This window comes from Microbulbifer regidiadema (SeqCode), from assembly GCF_052467605.1.
Map to the genome: position 1 here is coordinate 2363523 of NZ_CP174316.1, position 18240 is coordinate 2381762.

Consider the following 18240-nt stretch of genomic DNA (forward strand, 5'->3'; position numbering starts at 1 on the left):
TCGCTTGGAGAAATATATCAGTCTATGAAGCCACTTGGCTGACACTGAGTGTTGAATACCCTCAAGATAACAGTACCTCGTTGCCATTTGTACAAAACCCCCCACTTCAGTTCGCCTGTCAAATGGACAGCTGGTAAACTCTGCCCGTTGTACTGGAAACTCCGGACGCCAAGTCTTGCTCCCCTCCCTTGCATGACTAGCGTTGCCTGAGGTTCCCCAATAACTATTACAGACAGAGGAACCTCTATGTCTTCTAATGTCGCGGACGTCACTACGGCGGCCACACCTGGCTCAGGCGAGTTGCTTGGGCACCCCAAGGGTCTCTACATCTGTTTTGCGACAGAACTGTGGGAACGCTTCTCTTTCTATGGGATGAAGTACTTACTGCTACTTTATCTCACAAAGTATCACCTCTTTACGGACAGTGCTGGCTATGATGTCCTCGGGGCTTACGCTGGCCTCGTTTATGCCCTCCCCCTGATTGGTGGCCTTTTGGCTGACCGCTACCTGGGCATGAGAAAGGCTGTCCTGTTCGGCGGCATTTTGCTCTGTTTGGGGCACTTGTTGATGGCGGTCGAAGGCCATCAGGCGATTTCCTACGCCGCCGGCACTGTTCTCAGTGAGGCAATTACATTAAATGACGGCACAGTCATCGCTGCGGGCACCACCCTGACAGAAAAAGTGGTGATTCAGGATGTTGTTGCACTCAAAGTCTTCTTTATGGCTCTGGCCCTGATCACCGTTGGTGTGGGCTTCCTGAAGCCAAACATCTCGACAATTGTCGGCCAGCTATACCCCAAAAATGACTCCCGTCGCGATGCCGGATTTACCATTTTCTATATGGGTATTAACGTCGGCTCCTTTATCGCCACCCTGCTGTGCGGCTGGCTTGGGGAAACCTACGGCTGGGGCTATGGCTTTGGCCTCGCCGGTATCGGCATGGTATTCGGCCTGATCACCTTTATCTGGGGACAAAAGTACCTGGATGGACTGGCTGAGCCAAGCCGCCCCGAAGTGCTCAAAGAGAAGGCCCTCGGCCCCATCAACAAAGAGTGGGCCGTATACCTTGGCGCCATCCTGTCTTTGGGAGCGGTCTGGTACCTCGTACAAAGTGAGCCCGCCGTTCACCTTGCGCAAAACAGCCTTCTGATCGTGGCGATTGTCGGTCTGATCCTGTTCTCCATGCTGTACAAAGACAATAAAGGCAAAGACTTTGTTGCTATCGGTATGGCTGCGCTCACCGCTGTTCTCGGCCTAATTTGGGCGTTTAGCGGCAATGACATCTGGCTCGGTGGAATGCTGCTGGCCCTGGTAGGCTTTATTGGCTATGGCTTTGTTCGCCACTATAGCGAAGAGTTCTCCCGCACGGTGGTATTGATGGTTCTGATTACCTCTACCATCGTATTCTGGGCGCTGTTCGAACAGTCTGCCGGTTCCATGACTCTCTATGCAGACCGCGTACTGGATCGCTCTATCGGCGATGGAGAAGTTCGCGCTTCCATGTTCGGCTCCTTGAACGCTGGCTTTATCATGCTCCTGGCGATTCCGTTTGCCGCCCTGTGGGTATGGCTCGGCAAGCGCGGCTGGGAACCCAGCACCCCGGTAAAATTCGGTCTCGGTATTATCCAGGCTGGCCTCGGCTTTGGCGCCCTGGTTCTCGGTGCGGAGTTCCCCACAGAGGCGGGCAAGGTTGCAATGATCTGGCTGGTATTGGCCTATCTGCTGCACACCTCCGGTGAGCTGTGCTTGTCCCCTGTTGGCCTGTCTGCTGTAACCAAGTTGTCTATTGGTAAAGTGGTCAGCGTCAGCATGGGTACCTGGTTCCTGGCAACTGCCCTATCTGAAACCGTTGCAACGCGAATCGGTAAGATGGCTGCCGTTCCCCAGGGTGAAGCCACAGACCTGGCCTCAACCCTAACTACTTATACCAGTTTGTATGAGTATCTGATGTGGTGGGGCCTCGGCGTGGGTGCCTTAATGATTATCATCTCCCCGCTCCTGAAAAAAGGAATGTGCGGTATCCGCTAATCGCAGCAATAACGCAAAACCCAAAAGGCCACTGCATTGCAGTGGCCTTTTTTATTGGTCTGCTGTTGAGCCGCTATAGGCGCGATTAAATCAGCCCTTGCAGCAGCCCCATATTCAACCAGATAAAACGCAGGCCGATCACACACAGTAAAAGCGCAAAACAATGCTTCAGCATTTTCGCTGAAAGCCGGTGGGCGAGGTTTGCGCCGAAACGGGCAAACAGGGTACTGGTGATAACAATACCGACAAAGGCCGGCCAGTAAATATAGCCACTGCTCCACTCAGGCAGCAGTTCGTTATTCCACCCCTGGTAGACAAAACTGAGGGCGCCGGCGATGGCGATGGGTAGCCCGCACGCAGCAGACGTAGCGACAGCGCGCTGCATCTGTACGCGACAGCGGGACAGAAGCGGCACCGTCAATGAACCGCCGCCAATACCAAAAATCGCAGATGCCCAACCGATCACACCACTCGCAGAGACCAGCACGGGCGCACCAGGCAGGTTCCCAGCTCCTTCAGCTACCTGGGCGTGGCGAATACCGCTCAGCCACATGCGCACCGCAATCACAATCGCAAAAATGCCGATCAACAACTGCAACCAGGCTCCGGGCAGTAATTCAGCCGTTGCGCCTCCGATCCAAGAGCCAAGCAAAATGCCGGGGACCATAACCCGAAAGAGCTTCCAGTCCACCGCACCTTTTTTGTGATGGGCACGCACCGAGCTTATTGAAGTAACAATAATCGTGGCAAGAGAGGTACCCACAGCCATATGGGTGAGAATTTCCGGGGGAGTCCCCATGGCAGTGAAGACCAGGACCAGGGCGGGGACAATAATCAGCCCGCCGCCCACACCGAATAATCCGGCAATGGTTCCCGCAGCGGCACCGAGCAATAAATAAACCAGCAGTGTTTCCATAATTCCCTCAGATTAAATACGACCATCAATTTAAGGCGATCGTATTTAAACAGATAAGAACTAAGGAGGCCCCTGAATAATTCTTTGATGCCCCTGGCTTTCAGAGTGGTTCACAATCACGGGCAGCTTCACAGGAATGCTTAGGCCTTGCTGAACGTGAATCGCCGAAAGGCCCGCAGGATTTTATAGGCCCCTGTGGACAAGAGCTGGCTTAGCGACGGCTCTCAACAGTAAGCCAATCGAAGCCCTCCTGCTGACAGGCAAAGATGCAGCTCTCCACACTGGCCGCGACATCCGCCAGGGCCTCCTTGGCCAGGGTGAGACTATTATTTTTCTCACTGATATGGGCTACCACTAAGTGTTGCAGTTGCTCATAGCCAACTCTGTGCAGAAATCCCGCCGCCTGCTGATTACTCAGGTGCCCGTAAGCACCGCCAACGCGCCGCTTTAGCGAGGGGGGATAAGGTCCCTGCGCCAGCATCAGGGGATCGTGGTTCGCCTCTAAAACCAGAGCGTCACAATCGCCGAAGTGCGCTTCGACATGGGGGGTAATGGTCCCCAAGTCTGTCAGCAACCCCAAACTGCTGCCACGACTGCGGAAAACAAACTGCGCAGCCTCGCGGGCATCGTGAGGGACCGCAACCGGGGTCACTTCAATATCTGCAACCACAAAAGGCTGGTGCCCTTCGATTAGATGCAATGCGGGTAACTTGCCGATATCTCGGGCCTTAAAAGTGCCGGGGGTTAGGTAGACGGGCAGGCCATACCGGCGTGCAAGCGGGCCCACACCCGAGAGGTGGTCGCTGTGTTCATGGGTAACCAGAATTGCAGAAATGTCAGCGGGGGACATACCGAGCCGCGCCATGCGCCGCTCGGTTTCCTTAATGGTAAAACCGCAGTCAACCAAGAGACAGTGATCGCCACTGGCGACCACGGTTCCATTGCCTTTACTGCCACTCCCCAGAGAGGCGAAGCGCAGGCCCATTAAATAAGGTTCTGCTGAATAGAGAGAAGCAGCTCTGAGGCCTCATTCTTAGACAGTGGCTGCCCGCGAGTATCACGGATGCGGACTTCGATCTCATCGTCATCATTGCCGCGAACGACAATCAAATAGCCCGGGTAGACGTCTGTCTCGCCCGCGCCGATATTCAGACCGTTGATCTCTTCGAACAGCGCGGGCTCCGCTCCTTTAGACAGGTCAATGCCAGCCAGAATTTGCTGCAAGCTCACCTGATCGGCACTCTCCGCCAATTCATCGCCATCGTCCTTACTGCCCCAGGAGAACCAGCCACCATCATCGTCTTCATCAGATACAAGTTCGCGGTCTTCATCATAGGTGACATAGAAAAGGCCAATATCCGAGTCTTCGCTATGCAGGCGATAGGCACCGGAGTTGACCGCGTGGGCCACGGTTGCCCAGGCTCGTGTCATCTCCAGGTCCATTGCGATATAGGGCTCGTGACCAGAAGGTTCTCTCAACTGCACTTTTAGGGAGCTGCTGCCAATTGCCTGCGCCACCAGAGAGGCGGTAGCGCCGGAGGTCTCTGAAGCCAGGGCTGTGGACATTTCGTCGATCATCCAGCCTTCACGCTCTGGACTGGAGGAGCGCTCCGGCCAGTTGACGCTGCCACCAATAGGCGCCGAAGAAGGTACAGAGAGGTGGCGCACGTGAATTTCTGTGGTATCCGGCTGTACCCCGGTCTCAATTTGTAAGCGATACTTATCTTTAGTATCGGGGCTCTCTTTAAAGGCCATCCAGGCGGTTTCCATAACCCCCGCAGTGGCATCCGACATCTCTATACGCAGACCAGAACTGCGCAGGAATTGATGCAACTGGGGCCACACCTCCTCCGGGGGCTGGGATACCAATACCCAGCGGTTAGCGCCGAGCTTCTGGATTTTTACCCTATCCAGACCCGCATTAGCCGAGATTGCCTGGGGGCGAGGTACCTGAAAATCCCCCCGGGCCAACTGCTCTCCTGCAATCTGGGGAATCTCGTAGAGTTCCTCTTGGTGCTTGGTATTCACACCTTCAGGCATCCTCAGGGGAGGCAGACTGTCGGCGTGTTGGTAGTCATTACTGCGATCGCGGAAATAGCCATCGTTGCCGAACACACCGCACCCCGCCAGCGCAATGCTGGAAATAAAGAGCCCGGCTCCAACGGTCAATTTTTTCATTAAAGCTATCCTGGTTAATTCTCAGTTCGCGGATTTAGAGTACACCGGCACTGCGCAGAGCTTCGCGCACTGTTCCGTGGTGCTCAGGGGCCAGGCTCGTCAGTGGCAGGCGGATTCCGCCATCGACACGTCCCATCTCCCGGAGAGCCCATTTCACCGGTATCGGGTTGGACTCCAAAAACAACACTTCGTGCAATATTTGTATTCGCTGATCGATTGCCCTCGCGGTCACCGCATCTCCCACCAGAGCCGCTTCACACATTTGGGCTACCGCAGCGGGGGCCACATTGGCCGTTACGCTGATATTACCGTGGCCTCCCAGCAGTATTAACTCAACAGCGGTGCTGTCATCGCCGGAGTAAACGGCAAACCCTTCGGGCAGAGTATCTATTAAAACCTTTGCCCGCTCCAAGTCACCGGTGGCTTCCTTGATGCCCACGATATTGCCCACCGACGCCAGCCGCTGGACCGTCTCTGGCAGCATATCGACTGCCGTACGGCCAGGTACATTGTAGAGGATCTGCGGGATAGAGACCGATTTAGCTATCGCACGGTAGTGCTGATAGAGGCCTTCTTGGGTGGGCTTGTTGTAATAAGGTGTAACCAGCAAACAGGCATCTGCACCGCACCTAGCGGCATTTTCTGTGAGCTCAATCGCTTCAGTTGTGGAGTTGGCACCCGTCCCTGCAATCACCGGTACCCGACCGGCCACCTGGTCCACAACACGGCGGATAACCTCAATATGCTCATTGAAGTCCAGGGTTGCAGATTCACCGGTAGTACCCACGGCAACCAGTGCCCGGGTCCCCTGTTCAATATGCCACTCAACCAGATTGTGCAGACTGTCCCAGTCCGGGCTTCCGTCTGCATACATTGGGGTGGCCAGGGCCACCATACTACCGGTTAACATCCTCACTCCTTATTTCTTGCACTCCACCCGGAATAGCACCGCCAGAGTCAGATCAGTATGTTACTTAGGCCAGGGTACTTAGGAGCGCGACTAGCTCGCCGCTCTCCTGCGCTTTTTCTTCTTTTTACGTACCCCGTGATACACGTTTTCTGCCCCCTCAGGGCGGGTCTTAAAACGTCGGTGCACCCACATATACTGCTCGGGCGCCTCGCGAATACGGGCTTCGATAAACTCGTTCACCAAGATGGCATCTTGCCACTCATCCCCAGAGGGGATCTGCTCAATAGGGTCGTAAATTTTCAAATGGTAGCCCGATCCATTGTCCTGGCGGGTCACCACATAGGGCACGACTTTGGCTTTCCCAACCCGGGCAAACCGCGAAGTTCCCGTGACAGTCGCCGCAGGAATACCAAAGAACGGAGCAAATATCCCCTGTTTGATCCCGTAATCCTGATCGGGAGCATACCAGACTGCGCGCCCCCGCTGCAGGGCCCTGAGTACTCCGCGCACATCTTTACGCTGATAAACACTGCCGTTTTCCGTATGGCGTTCACGCCCCTTGCGCTGCATATAGTCATACACAGGGTTCTTGTGCGGCCGGTACATACCATCGAGGGTGATACTCATCCCCATCAGAGCGGCGCCGAGTTCCAGGGTGGTAAAGTGCATGGCCATCAGGAGGACGCCCTGCCCCTCGGCCTGAATAGACTGTAAAGCCTCCAGCCCCTCAAAGGTAAAGCGCTTGCGCAACCAGCGGGCAGAGCGAAACCAGGCCATACCGGTTTCCATCAAGGCGATACCGCTGGACTCAAAGTTGCGCCGCAACAGTTCGGCCCTTTCGCTCTCACCCAATTCGGGGAAGCACAGCGCGAGGTTGCGTTCGGCAATAGTGCGGCGACTGGTAGCCACCTTGAGCATCAAGCGCCCAAACCCACGCCCTATGGCCAACTGCCAGCGGTAGGGCAACTGGGCCAGTAAAAACCAGAGAGCAAAAAGCAGCCAGGTCAGCCAGTAGCGAGGGTGCAGCAGCGCCGCACGAAATCGGGGTTTTTCCATCGGGTCTATTCAGGCTGAGGTGCAAAGGCACCCACTAAGTCGGTTGAAAGCGACGTAGTATACCCTATGAAAAGAGCGCCGGGGTCGAGCCCCTGCGACAGAGCTTCAGTGCCGCAGCAGTGTATCCAATTCATCCACGGCGACACACCAGTCTGAATCATCCCGGATGGCGCTCTCCAAAAACTCCCGCTGCCCCTCAGTCCAAAACGAGGCCGCAGAGAGTTTCTCATGGCGATGTAAAAAGTGCGTTCCCAGGAATGTGTTGATCTGCGCCTCTTCAGAGGCCAGTCCCAGCTGGGAAAACAAATCCTTCAGCGTATGGTGTCCGGTGGTTTCCATAGCAATTTCCGCTAACTAGTGAGGCGACCATATTTTTATGGCACCTGGCCCCATTATAGTGAGCCCCTCAGCCCGTTAAGGGGCCGGGTTGGGGTTCTCTCGGTGGATCGCTTCAATCGCAGCCAATTGCTCATCCACTAAGCGGATTGCAACGCTGGAAATATTGGAGCGCAATTGCTCCAGGGTCGTGGCACCAATAATATTGGCGCTAACAAATGGCTGCTGATTCACAAACGCCAGTGCCATCTGCGCCGGGTCCAGACCAAACTGCCGGGCCAAGTCTACATATGCCTGGGTTGCAGCCAGGGTGCGCTTACCGGCATAGCGCTGAAAGCGGTCATAGCGGCTGAGCCGCGCGCCCTGCGGCTTTCGTCCGTCTAAATACTTGCCCGATAACATCCCGAATGCGAGGGGCGAATACGCCAGCAGGCCACACCGCTCGCGAATCGCGATTTCCGCACAGCCAATTTCAAAAGTTCTATTCAAAAGGTTGTAGGGGTTTTGAATTGATGCAATTCGAGGCCTCCCGTACACCACCGACTGTTGCAGGTACTCGAACAGCCCCCAGGGGGTTTCATTGGAAATGCCGATATGGCGAACCTTGCCCTGCTCAAGCAATGTCTCCAACGCCCCCAGTGTTTCGGCAATGGAGACACCGTCATCGTCGCTGTGAATATAATCCAGGCGACCAAAGAAGTTGGTCTGCCTTTCCGGCCAGTGGATTTGGTAGAGATCGATATAGTCGGTGCGCAGGCGTTTTAGGGAGTCGTCACAAGCCTGCAAAATCTGTTCGCGACTCAGACGGGGGCCCGAGCGGATATGACCAACGCCGGAGTTGGCGGCACTGCGGCCGGCGACCTTGGTGGCGAGAACAATCCGATCCCGGCCGCCGCGCGCGGCCAGCCAATTGCCGATATATTCTTCCGTTCGCCCCTGGGTTTCCGGGCGAGGTGGCACCGGGTACATTTCCGCGCAGTCAATAAAATTGACCCCCTGTGCCAGGGCATAATCGAGCTGTTCAGCGGCCTCAGCTTCACTGTTCTGCTCACCGTAGGTCATAGTGCCCAGGCAAATCTGACTGACCTTTAGGTCAGTGGTGCCCAGCTGGCGGTACTCCATTAAATAGTCCCCACAAATCAAACAGCGGATTATGCAACTTTGCCAGGGAAACTCTGAGTAATTCCGCAATCTCTCTGCGGACCTTGCAGAAATATCACGAAATTATGCAGAGGCTCCCAGGGAAGAGTAGTAGGACGGAAAGAAAGGGGGAAAGCGGGGCTCCGCAACAGAGCCCCGCCCATCATTAGCTGAAGTTGGCCTCTACCAGAGGGGAGGTATCCGCCTCGTAGTCAACGCCATCTACACCAAATCCAAACAGCTTGAGGAAATCCGCTTGGTAACCCTTGAAGTCGCTCAGGTCAAACAGGTTCTCAGCGGTGACTTCGGGCCACAGTTTTTCAATCTTTGCCTGAGTCTCGGGGCGCAGCTCTTTCTCGTCCATACGCAGGCGACTCGCATCGTCGAGGCGCGGGCTATCGGTATAGAGGCCCTCGGTGTAGAGACGGTATAACTGTTCAATACAGCCCTCATGAGTCCCCTCTTCTTTCATGACTTTATAGACGAGGGAGATATACAGTGGCATCACCGGGATAGCGGAGCTGGACTGAGTCACCAGCGCCTTCAAAACGGCGACGCTGGCCGCAGCTTTACCGCTGTCAGTAATGGCTTTTGCCGCGCGATCGAGGTCTTCTTTGGCCTTGCCGATAGTCGCGTGACCATAAATCGGCCAGGTGAGCTTTTCACCGATATAGGTGTAGGCCACGGTCTTGCAATTATCAGCGAGAACACCGGCCTCACCGAGGGCCTGCATCCACAATTCCCAATCTTCCCCCCCCATCACCTTAACGGTATTTTCGATCTCTTCCTCACTCGCCGGCTCCAGAGTGATATCGGAGATCTCCAACTTGTCAGTGTTCAGATTCTTGGCGGTATAGGACTTATTGATGGGTTTGAGTACAGAGCTGTACAGCTCACCGGTCTTAGGGTCTTTACGGCGCGGGGAAGCGAGGCTGTAAACCACGAGATCGACCTGCCCCAGGTCCTCTTTGATCATCTCTACAGTCTGGGCTTTCACCTCATCGGAGAAGGCATCGCCATTGATACTCTTCGCGTAAAGACCCGCTTTGTGCGCCTCCTGTTCAAAGGCGGCGGAGTTGTAATAGCCCGCAGAAGCCGTGCGCTTCTCGGTGGGCGGCTTCTCGAAGAACACCCCCAGAGTGCTGGCGCCGCAACCAAAAGCAGCGGTGATTCGCGATGCCAAACCGTAACCTGTAGAAGCTCCTAACACCAATACCTTTTTAGGCCCGTTTTCAACCGCTGCCTGGGACTGAATATACTCAATCTGCTCGCGGACATGAGCAGCACAGCCCTGCGGGTGGGCATTGGTACAAATAAAACCGCGTACTTTCGGCTGGATGATCATCCTTACAGTCTCTCCCTTCGTCTTTTGGGAATCGTCGTTACCAGATCACAGATACGCTGGTGGCGCTCTGGAAACTATCATCCCGGGGCACAAGTGCGACGCCCGGGTCATGTTTGCGGACCATTCTAATCCCTGTCGCCGGGGAGTCCCATAGCGGCAATTCCCACAATTTGTATATGGCGTCCAAAATATCTGCTATCCCGGCCAAAGCGGCCCGGCTCCCGCTGAGCCTCGCCCAGAAAGCGATTTTTTATGACTTTCCCGCCCAGTAATGGGGACACTGCAATTAATAGCGCGCCAGAGCGGTGCTGTTGAAGGGGCGGTTGACATCTTGCATGCAGAAAGCCCCTTAACGGCGGCTCTTCTGAGCTGGCATACCGTATGCAGGGTTTCCCTAGCGGCGGATTGCTGCAATACAGCCGAGCCATGGATGGCTCACCCGTTGTTCAACCCCCAGTCAGTTAGGAAGGTCAGAAGTGAAATACTATTCGCGTTACTGTGTAAAACCCGGGGACCTGAATCCCGCCCAGCGTCTCTTTGGCGGGCAGCTCCTGTCCTGGATTGATGAGGAGGCGGCAATCTTTGCCGGCTGCCAAATGGAGACCCCCATGCTAGTCACCAAGCTGATGTCGGAAATTAACTTTGTCAGCTCCGCTTGCTGTGGCGATGTGCTGGAGTTTGGTTTTGAAGTGGTGGGCATCGGCCAGACCTCTCTGACGGTGCGCTGCGAAGTTCGCAACAAACAATCGCAACAACTGATTGCACAAGTAGATCAAATCGTATTTGTCGCTCTGGATGCCAATGGCAAGCCAATCCCTCACACAAAAGCCGGTATGTCCCTGGAACAGGCCCGTCTCGCCACGCTGCGCGAGTGTAAAATGGCCAGCTGACTCTGTGCCAAAGCCAGCCATCCACTGAAACGGTGGCGGTATACTGATGCCTTTGCATTAACCGCCACCCCTGCTTGAACAGCCCTTGCCCGATCAGCCTGCACTGGAGAAAGTGAATCCCTCCCCCCATCCAAATACGGCATAGGCCCATGGGGGTGTTCTCGATAGCGGCTGTAATTCAGCGCAATTCCTATTCCACTTCGATAGTGTATCCTGGCGCCAATCGCTATAGCCCGACGTAGAGGCACCAAATATATGCTGAACTTCCTTCACCAACACGGGTTCCGCCTATCCCTGCTAACCCTGTTTGCCCTGACCTGGGGCTGGTCTGCCTGGGAGCCTCTGCATCCCGACGATTGGCTACTGGAGAACTATTTAGTATTTGCCGCTCTGCCGGTAATTTTGCTCAGTGCGCGGACATTTCCTCTATCGAATATCTCCTACACACTGATCACCCTGTTTATGTGTCTCCATGTGATCGGCTCCCACTACACCTATGCCGAAACACCCTTTGGCTACACATTGCAGGCGTGGCTGGGCTCTGAGCGGAATATGTACGACCGCTTGGTACACTTCAGCTTTGGCCTGCTGCTAGCCTATCCCGTGCGGGAGATTCTAGTGCGCCTGGCCCGGCTGCGAGGCTTCTGGGGCTACTTCTTCCCGGTAGACGTCACTTTTGCGCTTTCCTCCATCTACGAAATCATCGAGTGGCAGGCGGCAAAGGCTGTCTCCCCAGAATTGGGGGCCGCCTTCCTCGGCTCCCAGGGAGATATCTGGGACGCACAAAAAGATATGCTGCTGGCAGGGCTCGGCTCCATCACCACGATGCTGCTGGTCTTTGCCCTCAACCTGTGGCTGAACTCCAACGCCTGGAGTGAGATTCGCAATAGCTTGAAAGCTCCCCCTGGTGACAAAGCCCTGGGCGAGGCCCGCCTGCGCCACTGGTGGAACAGCCGGCGCGGCTAAAGTGCTATTTAGACAGCGCGTGATTCAGTGGTAAGCGGGTGGTCTGCTTCATCGTCTCCATCACAAAACTGGAGCTGACATCAAACAGGTCGGCCTTGATCAGCTCCTTGTAGAGGCGGTCGTAACCGGGCATATCGGTCACAACCGCCTTAATCAAATAATCCAGGTCGCCACTCATACGGTGAACTTCGAGAATCTCCGCCACTCCCTGCACCAATTCAGCAAAACAGGCAGCCCATTGATCGTTGTGTTGATTGGTACGGATTGAGATATAGACCGTCAGGGGCAGATTTAATTTTTGTTGATCGAGCAGGGTCACCCTGTCGCCAATCACCCCATCTTCCTCAAGGCGATGTATACGGCGCCAACATGCCGATTTGGACATCCCCACCCGCTCGGCAATATCCCCCACTGACAGAGTGGCATCCGCCTGTAACAACTCGAGTATCGCCCTGTCCTGCTTGCTTAATCCCACGGTCATAGTAAGTCCCCCAGCGCCCCTTCTGATCACAAAAAAAGCAATCGGTTCAAATTCACGATAAATAGTCTTTTATCGGCACAATGTTTCACAAAGAAAATAATAACAGATACAAGTAGGGACATTGTTTCGGGCTTATCCGGATAGAGTGATCAGCAAATAACAGGGGGAAAGAAATCATGGCAGACCTGATCAAATACATCCGCAATTCGGTCATCGGCGATATGCAGCCAATAGTGACGCCGTTTGGCAGGCGCCCACTGGTCTACGCCGACTACACTGCCTCCGGGCGCGCGCTGACATTTATCGAAGATGCTATCCGCCAGCAGGCACTGCCCTTCTATGCCAACACCCACAGCGAGAGTTCCTATACCGGCGCCCATACCACGGCACTGCGCGAGCAGGCCCGGGAAGAAATTCGCCGGGCTGTCAACGCCAGTGACAGCCACAAAGTCATTTTTTGCGGCTCCGGTGCAACAGCCGCAATCAATAAATTAATCGATATTCTCAATCTGCGCCTACCTGCAGATCTGGATAAACAACACCAGCTCCTCGATAGGATTCCAGCGCATCAACGCCCGGTTATTTTTATCGGCCCCTATGAACACCACTCCAATGAACTCCCCTGGCGAGAAAGCATTGCCGATCTGGTATCTATTCCACTGAACCGCGATGGCAAACTGGACCTGCATGCACTGGAGTTAGCCCTGCGCGCCCATGCCGATAGACCGGTCAAAATCGGCAGCTTTTCGGCGGCCTCCAACGTGACTGGTATTAAAACCGAGGTGGATAAGGTAACCGCACTGCTGAAAAAGTACGGCGCCCTCTCTTTTTGGGACTACGCCGCCGCAGCGCCCTATGTACAAATTGATATGCAGGGCCCGGCAACAGCGGATGGCCTCGGGCAAAAAGATGCGGTATTTATCTCCCCCCATAAATTTATCGGTGGGCCGGGTACTCCGGGTATTCTGGTTGTACACGAAGACCTGCTGAAAAATTCAGTACCCGCCACACCGGGAGGCGGAACTGTCCTCTATGTGACACCGGAGGACCACCGCTACCTGGAGGACGCCGAGCGCAGCGAGGAGGGCGGCACCCCGGCCATTATCGAATCGATTAGGGCCGGTATGGTTTTCAAGCTCCAACAAACCGTGGGTACGGAAGAGATCGGCCAGCGCGAAAACCAATTTTTACAGCGCGCGCTGCAACGCTGGTCGCGGGAAGAGGCGATAGAAATTCTCGGCAATACTGACGCTCCACGGCTGTCGATCATTTCCCTGCGTATTAAATGGCAGGAGAAGGACTTGCATTACGGCTTTGTCGTGGCGCTGCTGAACGATCTATTTGGAATCCAAGTGCGCGGGGGCTGCTCCTGTGCCGGCCCCTATGGCCACGCTTTACTGGGCATCGATATGGCCCACAGTAAATCCCTGGAAACACAAATCCTAAAGGGCCACAAGGTGCTGAGGCCCGGCTGGGTGAGACTCAATTTTAACTACTTCATCAGTGAGGAAGTCTTCGAGTATCTGCTGGAGGCAGTGGCCTTGGTGGCCAAATACGGCTGGAGGCTGCTCCCCTTTTACCGCTTTGATCCGCTGACCGGTGTCTGGCGATATCAGGGTAAGACGATGCAAACATCCGTTGATATCCCCAAACTGACATTTTCCGCAACAGAGGCCGAGCCGGTCGCAGAAAACCCGTGCAGTTTAGAACTTAGAGACTATTTGCAGATGGGAGAACAAGAGCTTCGCCGAATTAACCGCGAAGCCCATTTCTACGATTTAAGATTGCCAGACGAGGCGGAATCCCTGCGCTGGTATGCCAGTCCCCGGGAAGCGGCACTGGCACTTTAGCGACAAGGTTATAGGAGTAGCTGCGCCTAGCGCAGAAGTAACAGAGGCTGGCGGGTTTTCAACAGCATTTTTGCGGTGATACTTCCCAACAGAAAGTCATGCAGGCGGTTGTGGCTGAAAGCCCCCATCACGGTCAAGTCAATCTGGTGCTCAGTTTGATAGGCCACCAAAGCCTCAACCGTATTGCCCGTGAGGTTGCTGGCAGTGCTGGCCAATCCGGCGGAGTCCAGTATTGCCGAGGCCTCGGCCAATAACTTCTCCGCAGTTTCAGCGGGCCCGACATGGACCAAGTGACAAGAGAGTTCGCGAAACAGCGGGCTCTCCGCAACCATAGCCAGAGCCTTGCGCGAGGCCTCGCTGCCATCGTAGGCCAACATCACCCTGCTCGGTGCCTTGAAGTCCCGGTTGACCACCAGAATCGGCTTGTGCAGCGAGCGCACCACCGTCTCCAGATGCGCCCCCAGCCCCCGCTCGGAATCACCGTGCTCTTCACCGCGAATCCCCAGCACCAGCGCGCGGATGGAGTCTTCCAGCTCCACGACAGATTCGGTCAGACTATCGTGGCGCTGACAGGCCTGGATATTTTGCACCCCCGCCTCTTCAGCGCGACTGCGTGCGGCCTGCAACATCAGCTTGCCCTGCTGTACCATCAACTGCGCCCGCTGCTGCTCCAGCGCAGTTAACTCCTCCAGCAACTCCTCCTGGCTACCCAGGCCGATGCTGCCGGTAAAATCGGTCACCGCAGGGACATTGCTTCTTTCGATGTTGTGCAACAGCTTTAACGGTGCCTGTAAGCTCCTGGCCAGCCAGGCCGAGTAATCACATACCGCTCCTGTGTAATGAGAGCCATCAATACAAGAGAGTACCAGGGCGGCACTGCCACCATTGACTGTGTTCTCGTTGTTATTATTGCTGTTGCTTGCGACCATCAATGTCCTCCAAGAACCCGCTCAATTTCCTCGGGCTTATCGTGTACGCCGAAACGGTCGACGATCGTTTCACTGGCTTTGTTTAGCCCCACCAGTTCAATCCGCGCGCCCTCGCGGCGGAGCTTAAGCACCACCTTATCCAGCGCATTAACTCCGGAAACATCCCAGAAGTGCGCGCGGCTGAGATCGATCACCACCGTATCCACCACCTCTTTGAAGTCAAATGAAGCGGTAAACTTATCGGCAGAGTTGAAAAATACCTGCCCAATAACTTTGTAAGTGCGGCGACTCTGCTTTTCATCCAGAGAGCTGCTCACATACATAAAGTGACTGACTTTATTGGCAAAGAACAGCGATGCCAACAGCACACCGACAAATACACCATAGGCCAGGTTGTGGGTCCACACTACCACAACCACAGTGGCAATCATGACCAAATTTGTAGAGAGGGGGTAGTGCTTTAAGTTGCGAATGGAGCTCCAGTCAAAGGTGCCGATGGAAACCATAATCATGACCGCCACCAGCGCCGCCATGGGAATCACCGCGACCCAGTCACTGATAAACACCACCAGGGTCAGCAGGCCGATACCAGCCACCAGGGTGGAGAGGCGACCACGACCACCGGACTTCACATTGATTACGGACTGGCCGATCATGGCACAGCCAGCCATACCGCCGAGGCTGCCCGCAGCAATATTGGCAATACCCTGGCCCTTACACTCGCGGTTCTTGTCACTGGTAGTATCGGTCAGATCGTCGACAATCGTCGCGGTCATCAGGGATTCCAGCAAGCCCACCACAGCCAGACCTGCGGAGTAGGGAAAGATAATTTGCAGGGTTTCAAAATTGAACGGTACTTCTGGCCAGAGGAAAATCGGCAGGGTATCCGGCAGCTCTCCCATATCGCCGACAGTGCGAATATCCAGCCCCATAGTGACCGCCACTGCGGTGAGCAGTAGGATACACACCAGTGGCGATGGCACCGCCTTGCCGATTACGGGGATATAAGGGAACAGGTAAATAATCCCCAGGCCCGCCGCCGTCATTGCGTAGACTTCCCAGGTACCGCCGATCAGCTCGGGCATTTGCGCCAGGAATATCAGTATCGCCAGGGCATTGACGAACCCCGTCACCACAGCGCGGGAGACAAAGCTCATTAAACTCCCCAGCTTTAAGTAACCGGCAATAATCTGCAAGACCCCCGTCAATAGGGTTGCCGCGAGTAGATATTGCAACCCGTGTTCTTTCACCAGGGTCACCATCAGCAGCGCCATGGCCCCGGTGGCAGCGGAAATCATTCCCGAGCGGCCGCCGACAAATGCAATAACAACAGCGATACAGAAAGAGGCGTAAAGCCCAACTCTCGGGTCAACACCCGCGATAATTGAGAAGGCGATAGCTTCGGGGATCAAAGCCAGGGCCACTACCAGGCCGGCGAGAACATCCCGACGTATGTTGCCGAACCAGTCGGCTTTGGTCGATGAGAGCAACGAAGGAAACATAGGAGACAGCTAATTAAATTGAGATTGATCAAAAAAAGGCCGCGCACTCTACCATAAACGGCGGTGGCCCCGCATGGCCGCAGCCCCCTCCCCCAGCTCCCCACTGGAAAATGGCCCCTCTGTCCACATATGTCCACCTCCGGACAGGGCGGACAGCGGACACTTTCTGCGGACACCCGTAAAACAGCAGTAATCTACAAAAAAACAAAAAATCCTTTTATTTCAATAAGTTATGCAGATAAAAAAGTTGGCATATTTATTGCGATACTCCCCCTAGACAACAGATTTTTAACGCTGAATCCAAATTTCCAAAAGCCTGCATCCAAATAGCAATGACAGGCAAAACAGCAAGAAAACGGAAAGCCGCAATGATTAGAGATACTTCCGGACAAGATACCAAGATAGAAGCCGTGCCGGTTTGGAAGAACAAAAAGGTCGTCAAAGCCTCGATATTTGCAGGTTTGACGGCGGTATTTCTGGCCTGGGGTGTCAACGCCTGGCACCGCACTGGCTCCGTCGACAGCACCCTCTCCCTGTCTCAAATCAATATCGCCCAGGTCCAGCGCGGAGATCTGGTGCGGGACCTGGTGGTCCAGGGGCAAGTGGTCGCCGCCAATAGCCCCACCCTGTTCAGTCCGGCCCAGGGCATCGTCAAGTTTGCTGTTAAAGCTGGCGATACCGTTGAGGCGGGGCAATTGCTGGCCACCCTCGACAGTCCGGAACTGTCCAATCAGCTGGCTCAGGAAAATGCCCAACTCAACCAGCTCAGCGTGAATCTGCAACGACAGAAAATCCAGGCCAAACGCCAGCATATGGAGAACCAACAAAAAGCCGACTTGGCCAAGGTCAACCTCACTGCCGCCAAGCGAGAACTGAGACGCGCAGAACTGTCGATGGAAAAGCAGATCATCTCGCGGCTGGATTTTGAAAAGACCAACGACGATATGACCCGCGCACAGCTGGAGTACGAGCAAGCCGTACAGAATGCCGAGCTGGAGAAGGAGTCGCTGACTTTCGAGACCCAGAACCTGGAGCTTCAGGTTTCCCAGCAGCGCCTACAGGTACAGGAGACCGAGCGCCGTGTCCGGGAGCTGAATATTGTCTCTCCAGTCAACGGCACTGTCGGCAGTCTGGCGGTGGCGCAGCGCAGCGCCGTTGGTGCCAATACAGCTCTTATTACGGTAGTCGATCTCACCAGCTTCGAACTCGAAGCCAAAGTACCGGAAAACTATGCCGACGACCTGGGCATCAGTATGGCGGTGGCCATCAATCTCGCTGAAAAAGAACTGCCGGGGGAAATTACCGCAATCTCTCCAGAGGTCATTAACGGCCAAGTCGTTGCGCGGGTCCGCTTTACCGGGGGACAACCGCAAAAGCTGAGGCAAAACCTCCGCCTCACCGCCCGCATTCTGCTGGAAAACCGCAATAACGTCCTGCTGGTCAAACGCGGCAGCTTTCTCGATCAAAGCGGTGGCAACTATGTATTCCGCCTGAACAGTGAACAACAGGCGGAGCGGGTATCCATACAGATAGGCGCCTTCGGCCTAAAACAGGTGGAAATTATCTCCGGCCTACAGGAGGGGGACCGAATCATTATCTCCTCTTCTGAAGAGCTTGAGAGTGCCCAGTTGGTTGCCTTAACCGATTAAGCGCGAATTCAAATTGGGGCCGGCTATAGCCCCTGAGTCAACGAATCAATTATTTAAAGTTTAA

General features: G+C 55.0%; 16 protein-coding genes. 5 read left to right on the forward strand and 11 right to left on the reverse strand.

The genetic code is table 11. The features are described from left to right. Positions 1 to 246 precede the first annotated feature (246 nt). Positions 247 to 2028, forward strand: a complete 1782-nt coding sequence (locus ACJJIF_RS10980; protein WP_444932253.1) for a peptide MFS transporter — start codon at positions 247 to 249, stop codon at positions 2026 to 2028. Positions 2029 to 2113: 85 nt separating this feature from the next. Here the strand turns inward: ACJJIF_RS10980 and ACJJIF_RS10985 are convergent, their stop codons facing one another. The 8 genes from ACJJIF_RS10985 to fabV form a co-directional block, all read right to left on the reverse strand. After that, positions 2114 to 2944, reverse strand: a complete 831-nt coding sequence (locus ACJJIF_RS10985; RefSeq protein ID WP_444932254.1) for a sulfite exporter TauE/SafE family protein — start codon at positions 2942 to 2944, stop codon at positions 2114 to 2116. Positions 2945 to 3155: 211 nt separating this feature from the next. Further along, positions 3156 to 3929: an MBL fold metallo-hydrolase gene (locus ACJJIF_RS10990; RefSeq protein WP_444932255.1), complete on the reverse strand. Its 774-nt coding sequence runs from the start codon at positions 3927 to 3929 to the stop codon at positions 3156 to 3158. Continuing rightward, positions 3929 to 5122 carry an NlpB/DapX family lipoprotein gene (locus ACJJIF_RS10995; RefSeq protein WP_444932256.1) on the reverse strand — a complete coding sequence of 398 codons (1194 nt, stop codon included), beginning with the start codon at positions 5120 to 5122 and terminating at the stop codon, positions 3929 to 3931. The genes ACJJIF_RS10990 and ACJJIF_RS10995 overlap by 1 nt, the downstream gene beginning before the upstream one ends. Before the next feature lie 34 nt (positions 5123 to 5156). Next, entirely contained in the window at positions 5157 to 6032 is an 876-nt protein-coding gene (gene dapA / locus ACJJIF_RS11000) for a 4-hydroxy-tetrahydrodipicolinate synthase (RefSeq protein WP_444932257.1), read from the reverse strand. Between the two features lie 90 nt (positions 6033 to 6122). Then, a complete protein-coding gene (gene lpxL / locus ACJJIF_RS11005) occupies positions 6123 to 7088 on the reverse strand; it encodes an LpxL/LpxP family Kdo(2)-lipid IV(A) lauroyl/palmitoleoyl acyltransferase (RefSeq protein WP_444932258.1) in 966 nt (321 codons plus the stop codon). 105 nt (positions 7089 to 7193) lie between these two features. Continuing rightward, positions 7194 to 7427, reverse strand: coding sequence for a DUF2789 family protein (locus ACJJIF_RS11010; protein ID WP_444932259.1), 234 nt, complete (start codon positions 7425 to 7427; stop codon positions 7194 to 7196). Positions 7428 to 7502: 75 nt separating this feature from the next. Beyond that, positions 7503 to 8546, reverse strand: a complete 1044-nt coding sequence (locus ACJJIF_RS11015; protein WP_444932260.1) for an NADP(H)-dependent aldo-keto reductase — start codon at positions 8544 to 8546, stop codon at positions 7503 to 7505. Positions 8547 to 8730: 184 nt separating this feature from the next. Next, positions 8731 to 9909 (reverse strand): enoyl-ACP reductase FabV, encoded by a 1179-nt coding sequence (fabV, locus tag ACJJIF_RS11020; protein WP_444932261.1) that lies wholly within the window; start codon positions 9907 to 9909, stop codon positions 8731 to 8733. A 476-nt stretch (positions 9910 to 10385) separates the two neighbouring features. On the opposite strand from fabV, the gene ACJJIF_RS11025 reads away from it, so the two are divergent. Then, on the forward strand, positions 10386 to 10799 hold the full coding sequence (locus ACJJIF_RS11025) for an acyl-CoA thioesterase (protein WP_444932262.1): 414 nt from the start codon (positions 10386 to 10388) through the stop codon (positions 10797 to 10799). Between the two features lie 255 nt (positions 10800 to 11054). Next, on the forward strand, positions 11055 to 11765 hold the full coding sequence (locus ACJJIF_RS11030) for a DUF2238 domain-containing protein (protein WP_444932263.1): 711 nt from the start codon (positions 11055 to 11057) through the stop codon (positions 11763 to 11765). 4 nt (positions 11766 to 11769) lie between these two features. On the opposite strand, the gene ACJJIF_RS11035 is transcribed toward ACJJIF_RS11030, so the two are convergent. Beyond that, the gene (locus tag ACJJIF_RS11035) at positions 11770 to 12246 is read right to left on the reverse strand and encodes an Lrp/AsnC family transcriptional regulator (protein WP_444932264.1); all 477 of its coding nucleotides are present in this window, start codon (positions 12244 to 12246) and stop codon (positions 11770 to 11772) included. Positions 12247 to 12422: 176 nt separating this feature from the next. Between ACJJIF_RS11035 and ACJJIF_RS11040 the strand changes: the two genes are divergently transcribed. After that, positions 12423 to 14096, forward strand: coding sequence for an aminotransferase class V-fold PLP-dependent enzyme (locus tag ACJJIF_RS11040; protein ID WP_444932265.1), 1674 nt, complete (start codon positions 12423 to 12425; stop codon positions 14094 to 14096). Between the two features lie 26 nt (positions 14097 to 14122). Here ACJJIF_RS11040 and ACJJIF_RS11045 read toward each other — a convergent pair whose 3' ends face one another. Continuing rightward, entirely contained in the window at positions 14123 to 15025 is a 903-nt protein-coding gene (locus ACJJIF_RS11045; RefSeq protein ID WP_444932266.1) for a universal stress protein, read from the reverse strand. Beyond that, the gene (locus ACJJIF_RS11050) at positions 15025 to 16527 is read right to left on the reverse strand and encodes a SulP family inorganic anion transporter (protein WP_444932267.1); all 1503 of its coding nucleotides are present in this window, start codon (positions 16525 to 16527) and stop codon (positions 15025 to 15027) included. Before ACJJIF_RS11050 ends, ACJJIF_RS11045 begins: the two co-directional genes overlap by 1 nt. 368 nt (positions 16528 to 16895) lie before the next feature. On the opposite strand from ACJJIF_RS11050, the gene ACJJIF_RS11055 reads away from it, so the two are divergent. Next, positions 16896 to 18176: an efflux RND transporter periplasmic adaptor subunit gene (locus ACJJIF_RS11055; RefSeq protein ID WP_444932268.1), complete on the forward strand. Its 1281-nt coding sequence runs from the start codon at positions 16896 to 16898 to the stop codon at positions 18174 to 18176. Positions 18177 to 18240: the final 64 nt, after the last annotated feature.

Coding starts and splice junctions, on each gene's coding strand:
- ACJJIF_RS10980 (WP_444932253.1), top strand. CDS start 247: ATGTCTTCTAATGTCGCGGACGTCACTACGGCGGCCACACCTGGCTCA.
- ACJJIF_RS10985 (WP_444932254.1), bottom strand. CDS start 2,944: ATGGAAACACTGCTGGTTTATTTATTGCTCGGTGCCGCTGCGGGAACC.
- ACJJIF_RS10990 (WP_444932255.1), bottom strand. CDS start 3,929: ATGGGCCTGCGCTTCGCCTCTCTGGGGAGTGGCAGTAAAGGCAATGGA.
- ACJJIF_RS10995 (WP_444932256.1), bottom strand. CDS start 5,122: ATGAAAAAATTGACCGTTGGAGCCGGGCTCTTTATTTCCAGCATTGCG.
- dapA (WP_444932257.1), bottom strand. CDS start 6,032: ATGTTAACCGGTAGTATGGTGGCCCTGGCCACCCCAATGTATGCAGAC.
- lpxL (WP_444932258.1), bottom strand. CDS start 7,088: ATGGAAAAACCCCGATTTCGTGCGGCGCTGCTGCACCCTCGCTACTGG.
- ACJJIF_RS11010 (WP_444932259.1), bottom strand. CDS start 7,427: ATGGAAACCACCGGACACCATACGCTGAAGGATTTGTTTTCCCAGCTG.
- ACJJIF_RS11015 (WP_444932260.1), bottom strand. CDS start 8,546: ATGGAGTACCGCCAGCTGGGCACCACTGACCTAAAGGTCAGTCAGATT.
- fabV (WP_444932261.1), bottom strand. CDS start 9,909: ATGATCATCCAGCCGAAAGTACGCGGTTTTATTTGTACCAATGCCCAC.
- ACJJIF_RS11030 (WP_444932263.1), top strand. CDS start 11,055: ATGCTGAACTTCCTTCACCAACACGGGTTCCGCCTATCCCTGCTAACC.
- ACJJIF_RS11035 (WP_444932264.1), bottom strand. CDS start 12,246: ATGACCGTGGGATTAAGCAAGCAGGACAGGGCGATACTCGAGTTGTTA.
- ACJJIF_RS11040 (WP_444932265.1), top strand. CDS start 12,423: ATGGCAGACCTGATCAAATACATCCGCAATTCGGTCATCGGCGATATG.
- ACJJIF_RS11045 (WP_444932266.1), bottom strand. CDS start 15,025: ATGGTCGCAAGCAACAGCAATAATAACAACGAGAACACAGTCAATGGT.
- ACJJIF_RS11050 (WP_444932267.1), bottom strand. CDS start 16,527: ATGTTTCCTTCGTTGCTCTCATCGACCAAAGCCGACTGGTTCGGCAAC.
- ACJJIF_RS11055 (WP_444932268.1), top strand. CDS start 16,896: ATGATTAGAGATACTTCCGGACAAGATACCAAGATAGAAGCCGTGCCG.